General features: G+C 36.0%; 20 protein-coding genes. 8 read left to right on the top strand and 12 right to left on the bottom strand.

Going from position 1 to position 21,273, the window contains the following annotated elements; all coding sequences use genetic code 11:
* Positions 1–42: 42 nt before the first annotated feature.
* Genes DNG35_RS08320 through DNG35_RS08330 form a run of 3 tightly spaced genes read right to left on the bottom strand, consistent with a single transcriptional unit; the run spans position 43 to position 3,783 of the window.
* Complete coding sequence (locus tag DNG35_RS08320; protein WP_111127812.1) at positions 43–2,337, bottom strand: TonB-dependent siderophore receptor; 2,295 nt, start codon at positions 2,335–2,337, stop codon at positions 43–45.
* Positions 2,321–3,220 (bottom strand): FecR family protein, encoded by a 900-nt coding sequence (locus DNG35_RS08325; protein ID WP_158524886.1) that lies wholly within the window; start codon positions 3,218–3,220, stop codon positions 2,321–2,323. Before DNG35_RS08325 ends, DNG35_RS08320 begins: the two co-directional genes overlap by 17 nt.
* Positions 3,221–3,267: 47 nt before the next feature.
* Positions 3,268–3,783 (bottom strand): RNA polymerase sigma factor, encoded by a 516-nt coding sequence (locus tag DNG35_RS08330; RefSeq protein ID WP_111127996.1) that lies wholly within the window; start codon positions 3,781–3,783, stop codon positions 3,268–3,270.
* 269 nt (positions 3,784–4,052) lie between these two features.
* Here DNG35_RS08330 and ffh point away from each other — a divergent pair, with 269 nt between their 5' ends.
* On the top strand, positions 4,053–5,381 hold the full coding sequence (gene ffh, locus DNG35_RS08335; protein WP_111127819.1) for a signal recognition particle protein: 1,329 nt from the start codon (positions 4,053–4,055) through the stop codon (positions 5,379–5,381).
* A gap of 106 nt (positions 5,382–5,487) precedes the next feature.
* A complete protein-coding gene (locus DNG35_RS08340; protein WP_111127821.1) occupies positions 5,488–6,381 on the top strand; it encodes a bifunctional 5,10-methylenetetrahydrofolate dehydrogenase/5,10-methenyltetrahydrofolate cyclohydrolase in 894 nt (297 codons plus the stop codon).
* 35 nt (positions 6,382–6,416) lie between these two features.
* Here the strand turns inward: DNG35_RS08340 and DNG35_RS08345 are convergent, their stop codons facing one another.
* The 9 genes from DNG35_RS08345 to DNG35_RS08385 form a co-directional block, all read right to left on the bottom strand.
* On the bottom strand, positions 6,417–7,100 hold the full coding sequence (locus DNG35_RS08345; protein ID WP_111127823.1) for a hypothetical protein: 684 nt from the start codon (positions 7,098–7,100) through the stop codon (positions 6,417–6,419).
* Between the two features lie 14 nt (positions 7,101–7,114).
* Positions 7,115–7,513, bottom strand: a complete 399-nt coding sequence (locus DNG35_RS08350) for a YkvA family protein (protein WP_111127826.1) — start codon at positions 7,511–7,513, stop codon at positions 7,115–7,117.
* A gap of 10 nt (positions 7,514–7,523) precedes the next feature.
* Positions 7,524–8,552, bottom strand: a complete 1,029-nt coding sequence (locus DNG35_RS08355) for an AI-2E family transporter (protein WP_111127829.1) — start codon at positions 8,550–8,552, stop codon at positions 7,524–7,526.
* Positions 8,553–8,554: 2 nt separating this feature from the next.
* Positions 8,555–8,974, bottom strand: coding sequence for a VOC family protein (locus tag DNG35_RS08360; protein WP_111127833.1), 420 nt, complete (start codon positions 8,972–8,974; stop codon positions 8,555–8,557).
* A 64-nt stretch (positions 8,975–9,038) separates the two neighbouring features.
* Entirely contained in the window at positions 9,039–9,830 is a 792-nt protein-coding gene (rluF, locus tag DNG35_RS08365) for a 23S rRNA pseudouridine(2604) synthase RluF (protein WP_111127835.1), read from the bottom strand.
* 4 nt (positions 9,831–9,834) lie between these two features.
* The gene (locus tag DNG35_RS08370; protein WP_111127838.1) at positions 9,835–10,671 is read right to left on the bottom strand and encodes an alpha/beta fold hydrolase; all 837 of its coding nucleotides are present in this window, start codon (positions 10,669–10,671) and stop codon (positions 9,835–9,837) included.
* Between the two features lie 20 nt (positions 10,672–10,691).
* Positions 10,692–10,880: a hypothetical protein gene (locus DNG35_RS08375; protein WP_111127843.1), complete on the bottom strand. Its 189-nt coding sequence runs from the start codon at positions 10,878–10,880 to the stop codon at positions 10,692–10,694.
* A gap of 82 nt (positions 10,881–10,962) precedes the next feature.
* A complete protein-coding gene (locus DNG35_RS08380) occupies positions 10,963–11,607 on the bottom strand; it encodes an inorganic diphosphatase (protein ID WP_111127846.1) in 645 nt (214 codons plus the stop codon).
* Positions 11,570–12,121, bottom strand: coding sequence for a hypothetical protein (locus DNG35_RS08385; RefSeq protein ID WP_111127849.1), 552 nt, complete (start codon positions 12,119–12,121; stop codon positions 11,570–11,572). Before DNG35_RS08385 ends, DNG35_RS08380 begins: the two co-directional genes overlap by 38 nt.
* 88 nt (positions 12,122–12,209) lie before the next feature.
* Between DNG35_RS08385 and DNG35_RS08390 the strand changes: the two genes are divergently transcribed.
* The 6 genes from DNG35_RS08390 to secDF all read left to right on the top strand — a co-directional run bounded on the left by DNG35_RS08390 (position 12,210) and on the right by secDF (position 21,233).
* On the top strand, positions 12,210–12,842 hold the full coding sequence (locus DNG35_RS08390; protein WP_111127852.1) for a 7-carboxy-7-deazaguanine synthase QueE: 633 nt from the start codon (positions 12,210–12,212) through the stop codon (positions 12,840–12,842).
* Positions 12,843–12,976: 134 nt separating this feature from the next.
* Positions 12,977–14,914, top strand: a complete 1,938-nt coding sequence (gene gyrB, locus DNG35_RS08395) for a DNA topoisomerase (ATP-hydrolyzing) subunit B (protein ID WP_111127855.1) — start codon at positions 12,977–12,979, stop codon at positions 14,912–14,914.
* A 71-nt stretch (positions 14,915–14,985) separates the two neighbouring features.
* Positions 14,986–15,978, top strand: coding sequence for a DUF6588 family protein (locus DNG35_RS08400; RefSeq protein ID WP_146228848.1), 993 nt, complete (start codon positions 14,986–14,988; stop codon positions 15,976–15,978).
* 41 nt (positions 15,979–16,019) lie between these two features.
* Positions 16,020–17,033 carry a DUF6588 family protein gene (locus tag DNG35_RS08405; RefSeq protein ID WP_111127861.1) on the top strand — a complete coding sequence of 338 codons (1,014 nt, stop codon included), beginning with the start codon at positions 16,020–16,022 and terminating at the stop codon, positions 17,031–17,033.
* A 92-nt stretch (positions 17,034–17,125) separates the two neighbouring features.
* Positions 17,126–18,052, top strand: a complete 927-nt coding sequence (gene mdh, locus DNG35_RS08410; RefSeq protein ID WP_111127864.1) for a malate dehydrogenase — start codon at positions 17,126–17,128, stop codon at positions 18,050–18,052.
* 154 nt (positions 18,053–18,206) lie between these two features.
* Positions 18,207–21,233, top strand: coding sequence for a protein translocase subunit SecDF (gene secDF / locus DNG35_RS08415; RefSeq protein ID WP_111127868.1), 3,027 nt, complete (start codon positions 18,207–18,209; stop codon positions 21,231–21,233).
* Positions 21,234–21,273: the final 40 nt, after the last annotated feature.

The following is a 21,273-nucleotide window of genomic DNA, read 5'->3' on the forward strand; positions in this document are numbered from 1 at the left end:
TGGAAAAATAGTCGATTATTATCAAATACAAGTTAATTCTACTTAAAAAATAAGTCTGAAAACTAAATTTGGCGTGATTCCCAAACCTTCTTGTTCTATAAAAACAATTTCATTGTCGATTTGCTCGTAATAAGCGTTTACCGTATTTTTTCGGTTAAGGAGATTCCAGACCGAAATTCCTGCGTAAGCTTTTATATTTTCGTGAATTTCGAAAGCCTTACTTGCCGAAAAATCCAAACGTAAATAAGGGTTTAAATCTTCACTATTCGGCGATAAATAATCAAATTGATTGTTAGCTAAACCTTCTTGACTAATAGGAGTGTAGTGTCTTCCCGATCGCCATTTGAGACCAGTTGCAAGCTTTAAGTCATTATAATCATAAGAAGCAATTACCGAAAGCGAATTGACAATCTCTAAGTTACTAGGAATAGGTTCTTCTGAAATCGCATCAAACTGATAATCGTTATTGGTAAGTGAATAATTGATAGAAGTTTGAAATTTTTTAAACCTTCGGTTAATTATAAAATCGATACCGCGGATAAACGTTTCGCCAACAAGCGAAACCAACTCGTATTGATCTTGAAAACCCTGGCTTTGTGTATTGACGTTATTTACTTTTTTGGTATAAGCCTCCAAACTTGCCAACCAATTTTTTCTTTTATAATTGATACCAATGGAAAGTTGTAAACTCTCCTGAATTGGTCTGTCAAGGTTGTTGGACAACACCCAGCGTTGGTTTTCGACACCTAGAAAATCTTTCTGAAAATCGATGTATTGAGAAATATATTGGCTTTTGGTTTCACCAAGAAACTCAAACGAGATTTCGTCGGTCAGCACTTGATTGAAACTAAATCTTGGCTCGACTAAAAACTTTTCCTGTACATCAAAATAATTAAAACGTAAACCAAAATTAGCATAAGTTCTTTTGTCTAAACTTTTGAAATGGATATTTGAAAAGAAAGCTGGAGAAAACATTTTCTCTTCACTTTCTGAAAGGTTATTATCATTTTCTTGTTGGTTGATAATTTCAGTTTGAAGTAACTCAGCTCCGTTTTCTAACTGAATTTTATCGTTGAGTTGGTAATTGGTTTGTAACTTAAAGCTCGTCTCGGCAACTTCATTGTTTTGGGTTAATTCGGTAATCGTATTTTCATCAAAATTTTGAGCGTTTAGCTTGTAGTTGCTATAATAAACTTGGGCGTTTGTAGAAAATTTATCGCTCCAGTTGCGTCGGTAATTAAGGCCTAAACCTAAATTGTTTTGCTCCAAATTACTTCTTTTGGAAGTAAGAGTGTCAGCTAATATCTGGTTTTCGCTAAAATCTAACTGATTGGAAAGATACATAAAGTTAAACCGTAACTTATCTTTAGCTGAAGCTTGAAAAAGTCCACGTAAACTGAGATCATAAAAAGAAAAATCTTCATTACGTTGAATAATATCTTCGTTTACGTTGGTAATATCTGTATTCTGAAATGCTCTATCGAAATATTGATTATAAGTAGGTGTTACAAAAACACTGTTGATAGAAGTTCGTGCCGCAGTGATAACCGAAAAGTTTTTACTTACCGGGACATCAGCTAGACCGTAAATACTTAAGTAATTTACACCTGTTTCTGCAGAAAAACCTTGATTAATTTCATCTTCGGTATTCAGAAGGATAACACTCGAAACGCTGTTTCCGTAAGTAGGATTGGTGCCGTTTTTGATGAGCATCGTATTTTTAGTTAAATACGGATTGATCGCTGAAATCAATCCCAAAAAATGACCGTATTGGTACATTCTTATGCCGTCCCAAATAAGCATATTTTGGTCAGAAGAACCACCACGAATGTTGAGGTCGCTAATCTTTTCGTTCACACTTTCTACACCTGGTAAAGCTTGTAGAGACTGCAAGGCATCGGGTTCTATTAAGCCGGGAAGAATACCAAAGTTCTTATAGTTAATCTCAAAAACACCTCGATCTTTTTTAGAAATACCACGCGCAAGATAATTGGTAATAACAATTTCGTTAAGCTTTTCGACGGGTATTTCTGTTTTTTGCTCTCGGTTTGAAGTGATGGCAATATTTCGCTCACCAATAAAGCGAAATTCCAACGAAGTCTGACGCTCAATTAAGTTGATAGAAGCATTAAAAGGTTTCGAAATATCGAAACCGATTATTTTGATGTCGTTCACATCCGCATCAGCGTACGTAAAATAATAACCAAATTTTTCTTCTAACTGTTGTAAAGCCTGAGGTAAAGCAATAGAGTCTGTGGCTTTCTGTGCAAGTGTTTTTGCAGAAAACAGCGTAAAAAAACAGCAAAAAAGAAATAAGAGTTTATAGTTTTTTGGCACTTATGACAACGCTATTGTTGCTTACTTGGTAAGTGTAACCAAAAGGTATTGTCACTGATTTTAAAGCAGTTTCAAGGTTTTTGTGGGTTATGTTACCGGTAAACAATTGTTGGTTATCAAATTTAATGTTTTTAAGCGTAATCTCAATATTATATTGGCGCTCTAATTCTTCTATCACTTCCTTTACAGGAATACTCTTGAAGATACTGTAGCCGTTTATCCAAGCGGAAGTGGCTTCTTTGGTGTTGTATTCGATAAGCTTTCCATTGGCAAACGTCAAGCCTTCTTGTGGCTCAAGCTGTATTTTTTTATTGTTGAAACGTACTTCTACTAGACCTTCATAACATTCTACACTCAAAAAACCATTTCTTTGATGAACGTTAAATTCGGTTCCTAGCACTTCTATTTCTCCCATTTTGGTCAAAACGGTAAACTTTTTTCCTTTTTCGACATCAAAAAAAGCTTCTCCTTGAAGTTGTAACTTTCTTTTATCGTCCCAATTCTTTTTTTCGTAGCTTAAAGCGGATTCTGCGTTCATTAGCACAACGGAATTGTCGGGTAACCTAATTTCTTTTGTCTGTTGTGCTAATGTGTTGTATTGTTGAGGTTGCGCAAAGAAAAAGGCAAAATAACAACCTACTACAACTACGATGACCGCAGCAATTTTATAGAGCACACTCCAATCGAAAGATTTTTGGTGTGCTTTTTCTTTTATTCTATTATAGCTTTTTACCTGATCAAAAACTGGAGCTTTAAAAACAGTAGCCTTATCAACGATTTTTTTATAATCTTGATATTCTACCAAGCTCTCCAAAAAGTAAGTTTCTTCTTGTGTGAGCGGCTCATGGTTTAGCCATTTGATAATGATTTCTTCTTTTTTCATAACCTTCATTCTGCCTATATAACAACTAAGTGGTAAAAACTCCTACCTTAAATTTCTTTTATATGTTCTCTTAATTTTTCTAACGCACTGTATATACGTTTTTCTACTGCTTTTTGGGAGATACCCAAAAGGTCTGCAATCTCTTTGTGTTTTTTGCCTTCAGTCTTATTCATCAAAAAAGCTACTCGTTGAGCTTCGCTAAGTTTTGCAATTGCTTTTTCGTATTTTTTCAGGTATTCTTTCTCTTCTAAAACAAATTGTGGGTCTTGTATGTTGTCTTGGTTACCGACTCTATTGTGATGTTTGAGAACTACTTTTTTATGTTTCGCTTCATTAAGCATGAGATTGTTGGCCGTCGTAAACAAGAAACTTTTGGCTTTATCTGGGGTCACTTTTTTGCAATTTTGCCAAAGCTTTACAAAAGCTTCCTGCATTTTGTCTTCGGGTTGTAGGCTTTCTCCAAACTTATAAAACAAAAAGTCGTGTATATCTTTCGCATACTTGTTGTATATCGAGGAGAAGATATGTTCTTCACAGACATTTTTAAATAGTTTTTTAGCCATAAATAAATTTTCGTTAAAAATATAAAGAAGAAAATTCAAATCAAAGGTAGGAGTTTTTTGGTTTGAGTTGTTATATAGGTACAAAAACCATGTGAAAAAGGGGTGTTTATGCTATAAACATCTTATCGAAAGCAAAGTTTTTGTTGTTTGGTTAAGAGAGCCACTCTATTATTTTAGAGTGGTTTTTTTTATTTCAAAACTTGATAAAACCTCTTTTTTACTTCTGCGGCAAATTTGTATCTTTGAACTCTTAAAAATGTAGGAAATTTATGTTTGATAATTTAAGTGATAAGTTAGATAAAGCCTTACACGTTCTCAAAGGGCATGGGCAAATTACTGAAGTAAACGTTGCAGAAACGCTTAAAGAAGTAAGAAGAGCCTTGGTAGATGCCGATGTAAACTATAAAATCGCTAAAGATTTTACCAGTACCGTAAAAGAAAAAGCTTTGGGTCAAGACGTTCTTACGACGTTAAAACCAGGCCAATTGATGGTAAAACTGGTAAAAGATGAGTTGACAGAGTTAATGGGTGGCGATGCTGCAGGAGTCAACCTTTCGGGGAATCCGAGTGTGATTTTGATGTCTGGTTTACAAGGTAGTGGTAAAACAACATTTTCCGGAAAACTAGCCAATTACCTCAAAAATAAGAAAAGTAAAAAACCACTTTTAGTAGCTTGTGATGTTTACCGTCCTGCGGCGATCGATCAGTTGCATGTGGTTGGTGAACAAATAAATGTTGAGGTTTATTCGAATCGAGAGATTAATGACCCTGTAAAAATTTCGCAGGATGCTATCGCTTACGCGAAACAAAATGGACACAATGTGGTGATTATCGATACCGCTGGTCGTTTAGCAGTTGATGAAGCGATGATGACCGAAATCTCCAACATTCATAAAGCGATACAACCACAAGAAACTTTATTTGTTGTCGATTCGATGACAGGGCAAGATGCGGTAAATACGGCAAAAGCCTTTAATGACGTTTTAAATTTCGATGGTGTTATTCTTACCAAATTAGACGGTGATACCAGAGGTGGAGCTGCGATTTCGATTAAATCGGTGGTGAACAAGCCTATTAAGTTTATTGGTACAGGAGAGAAGATGGAAGCGATTGATGTTTTCTATCCTGCTCGTATGGCCGACCGTATTTTGGGAATGGGAGACGTAGTTTCTTTAGTAGAAAGAGCTCAAGAGCAATACGACGAAGATGAAGCGAGAAAACTGCAGAAGAAAATTGCAAAAAACCAATTTGGTTTCGACGATTTTCTAAAGCAAATCCAGCAAGTGAAGAAGATGGGGAATATGAAAGACTTGATGGGGATGATTCCCGGAGCCGGTAAAATGGTGAAAAATCTAGATATCGATGACGATGCATTTAAGCATATCGAAGCGATTATTCACTCGATGACCCCAGAAGAGAGAAGTACACCTTCTATCATCAACGGAAGTAGAAAGAAAAGAATTGGAAAAGGTTCTGGTACTTCGGTAACGCAAGTCAATCAGTTGTTAAAACAGTTTGACCAAATGAGCAAAATGATGAAAATGATGCAAGGTGGTGGCGGAAAACGTATGATGCAAATGATGAAAGGAATGCGATAATCAAAATGAAACAATATCATTCTTTATCAGAATTTTGGTAAGAATTTCATAATACTTAATAATCATAATTATAAGATTCCGCATCAAGTGCGGAATGATAAATCAGATGGCACAGATTCTAGACGGAAAAAAGGTAAGCAACGACATTAAAAACGAAATCACCGCTGAAGTTGCAAAAATGAAAGAAAACGGTGAAAAGGTTCCGCATTTAGCGGCAATTATTGTTGGAAATGACGGTGCGAGTATGACCTATGTCAACAGCAAGGTAAAAGCCTGTGAGCGCGTAGGCTTTGAGTCTACTTTGGTACGAATGTCTAGCACCACCAGCGAAGTAGAATTACTAGACAAAATTGAAGAACTCAACCAAGACGATACCATCGATGGTTTTATTGTGCAATTGCCTTTGCCAAAACAAATCAATACCCAAAAGGTTTTGATGGCGGTAGATCCAGATAAAGATGTAGATGGTTTTCACCCGACCAATTTTGGGAAAATGTCTTTAGATATGAGTTCGTTTATTCCTGCGACACCGTTTGGGATTTTAGAATTGTTAGAGCGTTATGATATTCCGACACAAGGAAAACATACCGTGGTTATAGGAAGAAGCCATATTGTAGGAAGGCCCATGAGTATTTTGATGGGAAGAAGTGGTTTCCCTGGAAACTCTACCGTAACGCTTACGCACAAATACACTAAAAATATTACGCAAATCACTTCGCAAGCCGATATCATTATCATAGCGGTAGGAATACCAGATTTCTTAAAAGTAGAAATGATTAAAGACGATGCGGTCATAATAGATGTCGGCATCACACGAGTTCCTGACGAAAGTAACGAAAGAGGTTACGTGATTAAAGGAGATGTCGATTTTGAAAATGTTCAAAAAAGAGCTTCGCATATTACGCCAGTTCCTGGAGGTGTTGGTCCCATGACCATTGCGATGTTGCTCAAAAATACGCTGCTTGCTAGAGAAAGACACCGTTTAGAGGGAAGAAGGTAAAAATAAAAAAGCAACTCAGTTGAGTTGCTTTTTTATTAGTGTTTTTCTGGCGGTGGAGGTGGCGGAATTGGAACAGGTTCAAAGTAATCTATAAAAGATAAATGACCTACAAATTCTTCGTTCAATTCTAACAATTCTTTGCTTGATAATTCTGAAATATGTTTTTTATAAATTTTCAAAGATTGTTCATCTGCATACTCGTATATTCCTTCTAAAATTTCATAAAACCTTTGTTTAATTTGAACTGAGTCTAATCCATTTTTCCAAGTAATTAAATAGACTAATGACTTTCGGTCTTTCCCATTAATTAATTCTTTTGTTTCTCTAACTATTTCATTTTTAATGTCGTTGCTTATTTTTTTTGAAAAAATAATGACACTATCATTTTCAATAATATTGATGTGTATTACACCAGTATCTATATCGTAATCTTTTTGGCAATTTTTTAAAACAAATATGGGTAATTTAAATTCAGTATTTTTTAAATGGAACTTTCCGGTTAAAGTTGGGCTTTTACATAAATCTACTTTTATCTTTTCTTCAATGTCATTTACAAATAATAATGAATCAGATAAAGAAAAGTCTAATTCTGCTACTAGGTTGTCTTTATGAATATGGGAATTAAAGTATTTAGCAATTTTTTCAGCTTTATGGTCTTGTTTTTCACAACTGTAGAGTGAAAATATGATAAGAAGCGTTAGGTTAAATATAGATTTCAATATATAATATTTTCTTACTCACCATCCAACTTCCAGTCAAGGTAGTTATGGATATCGGTTTCGATAAACTTAAGGGCAAAACCTAATACCGTCACATCATCGATATAACCTAAAACAGGAATAAAATCGGGAACAATATCGAGTGGGTTTAAAATGTATAAAAGTGAAAAAACCACAGCGCCAATCGTAAACCAAGGCACTTTCTTATAAAAACCATTTTTATAGTCACGCAACATCGAAATCATCACTTTTACAATTTCAACATATTTGTCTAATACACTAGAACTGCTTATTTTTTCTTCAATCACATCAGCTTCTTGTACGGTTGTGTCAAGGTCTGTCGATTTCACTTGTTGTGATTTTTCTTTGACAAAATCTTCGGTAATATGCTTTAGTTTTTCGAGGAAATTCATATTTAAAATTTTATTCTAAGTTAGGATTTATCGTGGAGTCTCCGTACTCTTTTTTGTAAATTTTAATAATTAATAAAAACAACGAAATCAATAAAGGTCCAAAAATGAGGCCTATAAAACCAAATAATGGTACACCAACTACAACTCCAATTAAAGTGATTAACGGATGCACGTTAGATAACCTTTTAAGCACATACAATCTTACAAGGTTGTCGGTAGACCCCACAACGATCATTCCGTAAAGCAAGACGGCAATCGCATTAAAGTTTTCTCCTTGAGCCATCAGTAAAATAGTGACAGGAATAAAACCAATAGCTGTTCCTATAAAAGGAATCATCGACCCAATGGTAGTAATGACAAACCAGAAAAACGGATTTTCTACACCAAAAATAAGGTAACCAATCAAAGCAATAACTCCTTGGAAAAAGGCAACCAAAGGTATACCGATAGCGTTAGAGCGAACCATGTCGGTACTTTCTTTACCTATAATATGAATGTTTTCATCGCTAAGTGGTATATAATGATAAAGCTTTACTCTTAAAGAGTCTTGATGAATAAGCATATAATAAAGTAGAAAGTACATAATACCAACCGCGATGATGGCATTAAAAGTTCCTCCAGCTAAATTTTGGAGGTTTTCGGATATCCATACTCCAATTTCGCTTGTGTTTATTTGAGAACTGATATCGTAATTAAAATAATGCTCCCATTCGTCTATTTGAGACTTTAGCGCAGTCACTACTGCTTCAGAATTTTTTGCGGCTTTACTTATTTTGTTTGTAAGCATTAGAATAATTCCTGAAATAGGTGCTAAAATTGCTATAAACGAAAAGACCATGAGTAAAGCTGCCGCTAAGGATTTGTTCCATTTTCGGGCAACGAGTTTTTTCATCCAACCTTTAAGTAAAACATACAAAGTAATGGCACCTAAAATGCCCGACAAAAAAGGTAATAATTCTGTAAAAATAAGAAACCCAATGAGCAATATGAGCAATAATACAAAGAGTTGTCTAACTAAAGGAGCCGAAAGATGTTTCATACTTATTTGCTAAAAAGATTTCGGATGTCCTTAAAAGCTTTGAACTCTAGCGCATTACCACAACAATCATAAAAAAACATGGTGGCTTGCTCGCCAACTTCTCCTTTAAATCTGATGTAAGGTTCAATCTCAAAAGTAATGCCCTTGCTTTTTAGCTTTTCAGCGAAAGCGTAAAACTCATCCCAATCTAAAACTACCCCAAAATGCGGAATCGGTACTTCTTTAAGGTCGACCACATTAGTTGGTTTGGTAATTTGGTGCTGATGCGATTGGTGAATCACCAATTGATGCCCAAAAAAATTATAATCTATCCAGTGTTCACTAGACCTGCCTTCTTCAAGTTCTAGCGTGTTGGTATAAAAGTTTCTAGCACTTTTTAGATCCTTCACGGGAATAGCCAGATGAAAAGGTTGTATTTTCATAAACGTAAGTTTTACTTGAATTATAAAGTTACTAACTTAAGTGATGAAAATACTTAAAAAAATGTTAGTTTTTACGTCGGTTTTTTCCTGAAAATTTTCTGGTGGGTTTTTTAGAAGCTTTTGCTTGTGGTTCGTTTGTTTTGTTGGAACCTTTGAGTAATTCTTTCATGGTGCTCAATTCACTGGCAGTAAGATCGCGGTATTTTCCAACAGGTAAATCCAACTGAATATTTAGTACCCTAATGCGTTTGAGCTTGACGACTTCATAGCCTAAGGCTTCACACATCCGTCTAATTTGTCTATTGAGGCCTTGTGTGAGCACAATTCTAAAGTCGTAATCGGTTACTTTTTCTACTTCACATTTTTTGGTAATGGTGTCGAGAATTTTTATTCCGTTTGCCATACGATTTACAAAATCATCAGTCACCGGTCGGTTTACTTTTACCAAATATTCTTTACCGTGATTGTTACGCGAGCGTAATATTTTGTTGACAATATCACCGTCATTTGTCAAGAGAATTAAGCCTTCACTCGCTTTGTCTAATCTTCCGATAGGGAAAATACGTGTAGGATAATTGATGTAATCGATAATGTTGTCTTTTTCGACTTTGGTGTCGGTTGTGCAAACAATACCGACAGGTTTGTTAAAGGCAATGTAAACGGGTTTTTCTTTGGCTTCGATGAGTTTTCCGTCTACATGAACTTCATCGTTTGGGAAAATTTTAGTGCCCATTTCGGGGATTTTCCCGTTGATGGTCACTCGTTTTTGCTCGATAAGTTCGTCGGCTTTTCTACGGGAACAGAAACCAGCTTCGCTGAGGTATTTGTTAATTCTTATGCCTTTGTTTTCTTCCAAAACTTTAGTTTTCTATAAATTGGATAATCTTCTCGTTAATCGCATCGTTGTATAGTGAATGTCCTGCACCTTCGGTAAGCATAAGCTCAGCGTTTTTCCAGTTTTTGTGGATGAGTTCTGCGTTGTTTACAGTTACAATTTTGTCTAGCTTATCATGAATAATGAGTCCTTTTTCTTTGATATTCTTTACAAAAATAGCTGACGAAAATTCGTGAAAATTATATCCAAATCTTTCTTTGAAATAGTTTTCTAAAGCTTTCATCAATCTTGGTTTTAAACCTAGAAGATGTTGGTAATCGTTCATAATTTCTGTTAACTCAGAAGGAGCTCCCAGCGAAACAATTTTGATATCTTTTATGGGTTGTTTGGCTTGCTGATATAAAACCGTCATTCCGCCAACGCTGTGGCCAATCATGACTTCGGGATGATATTTTTCGATAAGTTTTTCCAAAACTGAAGCGTACTCGGGCACGACAAACTTTAAACCTGAAGAATTTCCGTGTGCAGGAGCATCTAAAGCGATGATGTTATAATTCTTTGCTTGTAGTTTTTCGATGAGCGATTTCCAGCGATGTGCATTGCTTTCCCAACCGTGAACCAATAAAACGGTTTTTTTATTACCTTTCCAATGATAGGTTTGTATTTCTGAGTTGTTTACGGTAATTTTTTCGCGTAAAGCAGAATCTAAAAAGACTTGTTGTTCTGGAGTGATTTTGCCATTTCTGGGTGAACAAAACAAGTAAAAAGCTCTTTTGACAGCATTTTTAGGCCGAAAAGAAAAAAGAGAATTGAGATGAAAACCAACTAGTTTTGGGGTAATCTTCTTGATCGTTTTTTTCATACCCCAAAACTAAGGTATTGTTAGTTAATTTCGTCGGTATCTTTTTTATTTTTAATAATGCCAATTCCAGAAAGAAAGAAAATAACACCTACAATGGCAACTGCCCAAGGGCTAACCCCAATATTCATATCGCCAAAGATTCCAAAAACGCCCATAACTAAACCAATCATTCCTACCACGGTAAGAATTATTCCTAAAATTTTAATCATTTTAATAAATTTATTAGTTAATTGATTTACTAAGCTATAAAAGATATTTCAAAAACGTAATTAATTAACATTTTTTGTTAAGCTATTTTAGCCATTTTTTGATGATGCTATCAGCAGTCTTTTCGCCATACCAGCCTTTTACTAAAACTTGGTCGTTGTTTTTATTGTAGTTAGAAAACCAAGCATTGATGATTTTTCTGATTTCGGGATAATTCAATACAAAGTCTTCAAAATTATCGGCATCAATAATTCTAAGTTTTTTATCTGCTGGAATTGCGATAATTTTATCATCTTCCTCACCTTCGTCTATAAGCCTTAACACACCAATAGGGATCACTTTGCTAATGCTTCCTGTTTTTTGGTTTTCTGAAATCACCAAAATATCTAAAGCATCGCCATCGCCGCCTTTATTTTTGTCGGAAAGGGTAGAAGGAATAAACCCGTAATTGCCTGGGTAGGGTAAAAAATTGATGGTGCGTTCTTTTCCGTTAAGACTGTCGGGAAAAAATTGATTGGTTTCTGTGTTGTATTCTATTTTTTTGTTGGTTCCTGCAGGAATTTCCACCACCATTTGTAAAGTGTCGTTAACGTAGGCAGGTACTTCATAGAAGTTGATTTCTTTTTTGGTTATCGCTTGTTTTTTTTCTTTACAGGAAAAAAAGGAAATGATAAAAAAGATGATGAGTATTTTACTTCCAACCAATCCAGAAATGTTTGATTTTTGCATTATCGGGAATTTGTGTAGGTTCTATTGCAATGTCTGTGTTGTATTTGGCTTCGCCGTCTATAAAAGCTTTGTCGATGGTCACGTAAATGTTTATTTCATCAATAAAAATAACTATTGCATTTAGGGTGTTTTCGATACGTGAAATTTTATAATTGGTGGTGATGTCTTTAAAAGTGCTGTTGATGTTTAAGCCTTTTTTTGTGTGGTAAACACTGTCTTTTACTTGTATGTTTCCAATCTCACTGGTGCTGTCAAACTCAATGTGTGGATTTAGAATGAGCTTTTCGTTACCATTATTATTGTAAACCACAATTTGACTGCTTTGTTTGTACAAATAGTCTGTTTTTTTACGGGCTACAGAATCGGCTGAAAAAATAGAATCCAGCTGAAATACCTTTGCGGTTTTAGTAAGAGGGCCAATTTTATCTGCGGTAATCAAGTTGCCATCATCTTTTTCGTCATTTTGGCAACTGCAAAGGGATACTATGATAAGTAATAAAAGTATTCTGTTCATAATTTTTCTTTAGAAAAAGTAAAAATATAAATACTTCAACAGCCTGTAAAATATATTTTCAAAAATCTATTGTGTATCTTTGCCAACTATGGATAAAAAGCTGGTCGAAACTTTAGTAAATCAAGGTAAAATGTTACCTTTAATGGAGGAATTCTACACCATTCAGGGCGAAGGTTTTCATAAAGGTACAGCAGCCTATTTTATTAGAGTTGGAGGTTGTGATGTGGGCTGTCATTGGTGTGATGTAAAAGAAAGTTGGGATGCAGAAAAACATCCGCCAACGGTGACGGAAAAAATTGTAGAAAACGCCACAAAATATAGCGATACTATTGTGGTTACTGGCGGTGAGCCACTTACGTGGAATATGAGTCCGCTCACAACGATGCTGAAACAAAAAGGTGTGCAAACGCACATTGAGACTTCGGGTGCTTATGAATTAACTGGTGAATGGGACTGGATTTGCCTCTCGCCAAAAAAACTTAAGTTGCCTACCGAAGAAGTTTATCAAAAAGCCAACGAATTAAAAGTGATTGTGTACAACAATAACGATTTTAAATTTGCCGAAGAACAAGCCGCAAAAGTTTCTGGCAATTGTGTTTTATACTTACAGCCCGAATGGAGCGTTAGAGAAAAAGTGATTCCTAAAATTGTGGATTATGTGATGCGAAACCCGAAATGGAAAGTATCCTTGCAGACCCATAAATATTTAAATATTCCGTAAAAAGTGGTTTTGTTGGAAAAACACATTTTTATCATCAAATTGTTAATAACTTTAAAGACCAATTGGTATAAGGGTTTTCATTAAAAAACACCTTTTTCTATATTTGTTTTTGGTATAAAAATTAGAGAAATTTTATGAGTGAAGAAAATAAGAAAGCCTATTCGGCAGACAGTATTCAGGCGTTAGAAGGGATGGAGCACGTGCGTATGCGTCCGTCAATGTATATTGGCGACGTTGGTAACAGAGGTTTGCATCACTTGGTTTATGAGGTAGTTGACAACTCCATCGATGAGGCAATGGCTGGATATTGTGATAGAATTGATGTTGCTATCAACGAAGACGGCTCGATTACAACTCAAGATAATGGTCGTGGTATTCCGGTAGATATCCATAAAAAAGAAGGTGTTTCGGCACTTGAGGTCGTAATGACCAAAATTGGAGCAGGAGGTAAGTTTGATAAAGATTCGTATAAAGTTTCTGGAGGTCTGCACGGTGTTGGTGTAAGTTGTGTAAATGCACTTTCTAACCATTTAAGAGCAGAAGTGCACCGTCAAGGAAAAGTATGGGAGCAAGAATACGAAAGAGGAAAGCCGCTTTACCCTGTAAGAAGCATTGGTGAAACCGATAAAACGGGTACCATCGTGACTTTTATGCCAGATGATAGTATTTTTAAAGATTCTACAAGATATAGTTATGATACTTTGGCAGGTCGCTTGCGCGAATTGGCATTCTTGAATAAAGGCATCAAAATTTCTTTAACCGACAAAAGAGAAGTTGATAAAGAAGGAAACTTTATCCGTGAAGAATTCTTTTCTGAAGAAGGATTAAAAGAGTTTATCCGTTTTCTTGACGGAAACCGTGAGCCACTTATCACAGATGTTGTTTCTATGGAAGGGGAGAAAAACGATATTCCTGTTGAAGTAGCAATGATATATAACAATTCGTATAACGAAAATTTACATTCGTACGTCAACAATATCAATACGCACGAAGGAGGAACACATTTGTCTGGATTTAGAAGAGGTCTCACCACTACGTTAAAGAAATATGCAGACGCTTCAGGAATGTTGGATAAACTAAAATTTGAAATTTCAGGAGACGACTTTAGAGAGGGTTTAACCGCAATTGTTTCGGTAAAAGTTGCCGAGCCACAATTTGAAGGTCAAACCAAAACCAAATTAGGTAACCGTGAAGTGACGGCTGCAGTTTCTCAGGCTGTTTCAGAAATGCTCGAAAATTACTTAGAAGAAAATCCTAACGACGCCAAAACCATTGTGCAAAAAGTGATTTTGGCGGCACAAGCAAGACACGCTGCTAAAAAAGCACGCGAAATGGTGCAGCGTAAAACCGTAATGAGCGGTGGTGGCTTGCCGGGAAAATTATCTGACTGTTCAGAGCAAGATCCAGAACAATGTGAAGTGTTTTTAGTAGAGGGAGACTCGGCAGGTGGAACAGCAAAACAAGGGCGTGATCGTAAATTTCAAGCAATTTTGCCTTTGAGAGGTAAAATCTTGAACGTCGAAAAAGCCATGCAGCACAAAGTTTTCGAAAACGAAGAAATTAGAAATATCTACACAGCACTTGGTGTAACGATAGGAACAGAAGAAGATAGCAAGGCATTAAACTTATCTAAATTACGTTATCATAAAATCGTGATTATGTGTGATGCTGATGTTGATGGCTCGCATATTGCTACACTTATTTTAACGTTCTTTTTTAGGTATATGAAAGAATTGATAGAAGCAGGTCATATTTATATTGCGACACCACCTTTATATTTAATCAAAAAAGGAAGCAAAAAACGTTATGCTTGGTCAGAAAAAGAGCGAGACGAAATTGCGGCAGAATATGCGGGAGGAATCACGGTTCAGAGGTATAAAGGTCTGGGAGAAATGAATGCAGAGCAACTTTGGGACACTACCATGAACCCTGAGTTTAGAACACTTCGTCAAGTAACTATCGATAACGGCAGCGAAGCAGATCGTATTTTCTCAATGCTGATGGGTGATGAAGTACCACCACGTAGAGAGTTTATCGAAAAGAACGCTGTTTATGCTAATATCGACGCATAAAAAATGAAAAACTAACCACTTTATTAATCGCCCTCATTTTGATGAATGGGGGCATTTTTATTTCAATTAAAATGAAAAAACTACTATTTACTCTTGTACTAATTTCCACATTTGCCCAAGCACAAAACGAGTTAACAACTTTTATTGAGGAAACCTATGCAGATGCTCAAAAATTTGGAAAAGCTTATATCGATCCTGCGGTTATTGGTGTGATGTATAATGTAAATAGCGGTTGGTATCATTCCGCGAAAGCAAAAGATTTTTTAGAATTTGACATCGCCATTACTGGTAATGTGACTTTGATCAAACGTGATCGAGCGACTTTCAATATGAATGTAAACGACTACAACAACATTAGATTTTCTGATGGAAGCACCCAAAAGCAGGTAGCGACTATTTTCGGAATTAATAATCCAGATGTTGTGGTCTTATTGGATTACGATGGTGAAACCACAGAAATACAACTTCCGCAGGGAATTGAAGACGAAAGTGTGAACAACGCGCCGAATATGATGTTACAAGGTTCTGTGGGGGTTTTTAAAGCTACGGAATTGAAATTGCGATTTTCACCAAAAATAAAATTTGATAATGTAACGAAAGAACTTTATGGGTTTGGGTTGCAGCACGAAGTGACACGCTGGTTTGATACAGAAAACTTTCCTTTGGATGTTTCTGCTTTAATTGGTTTTACGAATGTAAAAGGGTTTTATGAAGCGGGAATCAGCGACGAAAGTCAATTAGAACAAGGGCTGGATATCGATATGCAAACATGGAATTTTGCGGCCATCACTTCTACCAAATGGGAAAAATTTAATCTTTATGGCGGGGTTTCTTACCTAACAGCAACTTCAGAGAACAAGTTTAGGGGGTTGTATGATGTGTTGGGTAATAATGAGTTAATACAGGAATTGCTTAACGAATTTACCGTAGAAAACAAATCGAATGGGATAAGCGGTACACTTGGGGTTAGTTACGAAGCGTTGAAAAACTTGAAAATAAATGTAGGAGGTTACCTGCAGGAGTTTCCAAATTTTGAGGTGATTGTCACCTATCGAATAAAATAATTCCTATCTTTAGCTAACCAAAAAATCTAAATCTTAAAAACATGAAAAAGCTAATATCTATTATCTTATTGCTTGCTGTTGGAGTAATACAGGCGCAGAACAACATAGGTCAGTTATTAAACTCAGGTATAGAAGATGCAAAAACATTTACAGAAGATTATCTAATGCCTGCTACAGATGGTGTGGTAAATGCATTGAGTAATGGTTGGTACAATACCGCAGAAGGTAAAAGCTGGGGTAAATTCGAAATTAGCATTATTGGTAACGCTTCGTTTATTCAGGATGAGAATAAATCGTTTACTTTAAATGTTGATGATTATGAAAACTTGAGATTTCAAAATCCAAGTCAAACAATGGGTACAGTAGCTACTGTATTTGGAGAAAATAACCCAGATGTAGTGATGGTAGTAGAATACCAAGATGAATTTGGAATGACACAAGAGCTTGATATTACCCTGCCCCAAGGTTTGGGAACTGCAGGGGTAGATATTATCCCTTCTGCCTATCTGCAGGCAAGTGTAGGTGTTTTACCAGGTACCGAGATTAAAGGTCGTTTTATTCCAAAAGTAGATGTAGATCAAGGTTATGGTCAACTTTATGGGGCGGCAATTCAACACGAAGTGACCAATTGGCTTCCCCTGGCAGAAAATTTTCCAATACATATTTCTGCTTTGGTAGGTTATACCAATCTTCAAGGTGGTTATGATCTAGATGAAGCGAGTGATATAGAAGGCGAAAACCAACGAGTAGAAACAGAGGTCGATTCTTGGTTATTTACGGCCATTCTTTCTACCAAATTGCCTGTCATCAATTTTTATGGAGGTTTAGGTTACTATACAGGAAAATCAACTACAGATTTATTGGGAACCTACGAAATACAAACAGGTTTGGTTAGTACAGCTACAGTTACCGATCCTTTTAGTGTTACCCAAGAAGCAAGCGGAATGAAAGCAACCATAGGTGCCAAACTAAAATTGGCTTTTTTTAGGCTTCATGCAGATTATAGCTTTCAGCAATACAATAACTTCTCCGTTGGTCTTAACTTCGGGATATAAAATTCTTAGGCTATAAGAAATTCAAAAAAAAAAGTAAAATGTTTTTCGTACTTTTGCAACCTAATTTATTAATCTTAAAAAACTTAAAATAAATGAAAGTTACAGTTGTAGGTGCAGGAGCCGTCGGTGCAAGTTGTGCCGAATATATTGCTATTAAGAATTTTGCTTCAGAAGTGGTTTTGGTAGATATCAAACAGGATTTTGCCGAAGGTAAAGCGATGGATTTGATGCAAACCGCTTCCTTAAATGGTTTTGACACCAAAATAACAGGAAGTACCAACGATTATTCAAAAACTGCCAATAGTGATATTGCTGTAATTACAAGTGGAATTCCCAGAAAACCAGGGATGACGCGTGAGGAACTTATCGGAATTAATGCCGGTATCGTAAAAGAGGTTTCTTCAAACATTATCAAACATTCACCAAATGTGATTATCATTGTGGTAAGTAACCCAATGGATACCATGACTTATTTGGTTCACAAATCTACAGGTTTGCCAAAAAATAGAATCATCGGAATGGGTGGAGCTTTAGATAGCGCGCGTTTCAAATACCGTCTAGCGGAAGCTTTAGAAGCACCAATTTCTGATGTCGACGGAATGGTAATTGGTGGTCACAGTGATGTCGGAATGGTGCCATTAACAAGATTGGCGACAAGAAACAGCGTTCCTGTTTCAGAATTTATATCAGAAGAAAGGTTAAATCAAGTTTTGGAAGACACCAAAGTTGGTGGAGCAACCTTGACTAAAATGTTAGGAACTTCGGCATGGTATGCTCCAGGAGCAGCAGTTTCTGGCTTGGTTCAGGCAATTGCTTGTGATCAAAAGAAAATTTTCCCGTGTTCGGTTTTATTGGAAGGAGAATACGATTTGAATGATATTTGTATCGGAGCTCCAGTAGTTTTAGGTAGAAATGGTATCGAGAAAATTGTAGAAATTAAGCTTTCTAATGACGAAAAAGAACAACTTCAAACGAGTGCTGAAGGTGTAAGAAAAACCAACGGACTTCTAGAAGTATAGTTAAAAAATAGATGAAATATTCAAAGGCCTGCATTGTAAAAAATGTGGGCTTTTATTTTATTAAATATATCTTAAAAAAAATATTGGCATTTCATATTTGAAAGCCTATATTTGTCCGTTTTTAATTAAAGAATCAAATTAATTTTAATTTACAATGCAAAATAAAGGAGTTATAAAGCTGTTTGCAATTTTGTTTGGGTTGGTAAGTATTTACCAATTGTCATTTACTTTTATGACCAACAAAGTTGAAAATGAGGCAGAAGAGTTTGCCATTCAGAAAATAAGCAGCGATGTAGAAGACTATTCAAAACTTCGTGAGGCAGAAGAGAGCAGGTATTTAGACTCGATAGGGAACGAGAACATCATTGCGGGCGTGACCTATAACACTGCTAAAGAAAAAGAACTCAACAAAGGTCTCGATTTAAAAGGAGGTATCAACGTGATTCTTCAGATTTCTGTAAAAGATATTTTGATAGAATTGGCAAATAAAAGTACTGATCCTGCTTTTAATCAAGCTTTAGCCAAAGCAGACGAAATGCAAGCTTCTAGCCAAGATGCTTATATCGATTTATTTTTTGATGCTTTCGATGATATTCCTAATGCAAAATTGGCTTCTCCTGATATTTACTTTAATAGAAGTTTACAAGATGAGGTTGAATCATCTGAAATGAGTAATGATGAGGTAAAACCTATCATTAGAAGAAAAGTCAATGAAAGTATTGTTTCTGCTTTTGAAGTTTTAAGAAAGCGTATTGATAAATTTGGGGTTACTCAGCCTAACATCCAACGTTTGGGTGAGTCGGGTAGAATCTTGGTAGAATTGCCAGGAGCAAAGGATATCGAACGTGTAAAAGGACTTTTACAAAGTACAGCTCAATTAGAGTTTTGGCATGTTTTCAGAGGTCAAGAGTTGGGAGGTTTCTTAGTTCAAGCCGATGCTAAAATAAAAGAATTACAAGCGCCTGTAAAAGAAGAGGTGCAAGATACGGTTGCTCAAGACTCAACAGCGGTAGATCAGGAAGCAGACATCGAAGATTTAATTGCGGAAGCAGATGATTCTAGTGAAGAAGCAACTGGAGGAGAAGAAAGTCCGCTTTTAAGTTTAGTGCAAGGAGCTGGTTACCAAGGTGGGCCAGTAATTGCTACCTTTAAGTTGGCCGATACGGCTAAAGTAGGGAATTACTTAAGAATGCCGCAAGTTCGCTCATTGCTTTCAGCAGAACAGCGTTATGCAAAATTTGTTTGGGGTAAAGCTACCGACGACGAAATGGTAGATTTATATGCTCTAAAAGCCAATAAACAAAACGAACCAGATTTAAGCGGAAGCGTAATTACAAATGCAGTTCAAACTTATGATCAGATGAGTAGAGTTGCGGTTTCTATGGAAATGAACGGAAAAGGAGCGAAGAAGTGGGAAGAAATGACGACGCAAGCTTATAACGATCGTACTCAAATAGCTATTGTTTTAGACGACGTGGTCTATTCTGCTCCTGGTATTTCAAGTGGGCCAATTTCTGGAGGAAGAAGTGAGATTACCGGAGATTTTACGGTTAACGAAGGCCAGGATTTAGCAAACGTATTAAGAGCAGGTAAATTACCAGCTTCCGCAGATATTGTGCAAAGTGAAGTTGTTGGGCCATCTCTAGGTCAAGAAGCAATCGATAGCGGGATTATGTCTTTTGTCATTGCTTTAGCATTTGTATTGGTGTGGATGATTTTATATTATGGGAGAGCAGGTTTTTATGCTGATATCGCTCTTGCGGTAAACATTCTTTTCATTTTTGGTATTTTAGCAGGAATAGGAGCTGTGCTTACCTTACCAGGTATCGCCGGTATCGTTTTAACGATTGGTATGTCGGTAGATGCGAACGTTCTTATTTTCGAAAGGATTCGTGAAGAGTTATATAAAGGAAAATCGCAAGTTGATGCGATAAAAGACGGTTTCAATAATGCGTTATCTTCTATTTTAGATGCAAACATTACCACTGGTCTTACGGGTATTATCTTATTGGTTTTCGGAACAGGACCTATCAAAGGTTTTGCAACTACTTTATTGATCGGTATTTGTACATCATTATTTACTGCTATTTTCATCACGCGTCTATTTATCGATCGTTATGGTAAAAACGGTAAAGAATTGCCATTTGCAACAGGATTTAGTAAAAACTTGTTTAAAAATGTGAACATCGATTTTATCGGAAAAAGAAAAGTTGCTTATATGATTTCCGCTATAGCGATTGTAGCTTCTTTAGGTTTCTTGTTTACTTCAGGATTAAATCAAGGAGTTGATTTTGTTGGAGGTAGAACCTATACAGTTAGATTTGATAAAGATGTAAATGCTACAGATGTTCAGGCTAATTTAGCGCAAGCTTTTGGTAGTGCTGAAGCGAAAACTTTTGGAGCCGATAACCAGTTGAAAATTACAACCAAGTATAAAGTAAACGAAGAAGGTGAAGAAGTAGATAGAGAAATCACTCAAAAACTTTTTACATCGCTACAAAGCGAATTGCCACAAGGAATGACTTACGATGATTTTATGATATCTGACGAAAACAGTAAAGTGGGTATCATGTCTTCGATGAAAGTTGGGCCGACAATTGCAGATGATATCAAGAAAGCATCGGTTTGGGCGGTTCTTGGCTCGTTAATTGTCGTTTTCTTGTATATCTTATTCAGGTTTAGAAGATGGCAGTTTAGTTTAGGTGCCGTTGCGGCGGTTTTCCACGATGTACTCATCATTTTAGGAGTCTTTTCTATCTTCAAAAATATTATGCCATTTAATATGGAAATAGACCAAGCATTTATCGCAGCGATTCTTACTGTAGTAGGTTACTCGCTTAACGATACGGTGGTTGTTTTTGATAGAATCAGAGAATACTTCAACGAGTACGAAAAATGGCCGTTTAAGAAAACTATTAATGCAGCTTTAAATAGTACCATCAGTAGGACGGTAAATACATCGTTAACCACTTTAATTGTATTGTTGGCTATCTTTACTTTTGGAGGAGAAGGCATCAGAGGGTTTATGTTTGCTTTGATTATTGGAGTCTTGGTTGGTACCTATTCTTCATTGTTTATCGCAACACCAATTATGTATGATACAGCTAAAAATAAGAGTGAAGACTTATTAAAGAAAAAAGAAGAAGTGATTGAAGAAGAAAACAATGAAGCGCTAGCTTAAGTCCTCACTTCATAAAGAAATAAAAAAGCCACCAATTTTT

Origin of the sequence: Mesonia sp. K7 (genome assembly GCF_003233725.1) — a bacterium.
Classification (GTDB): Bacteria; Bacteroidota; Bacteroidia; order Flavobacteriales; family Flavobacteriaceae; genus Mesonia.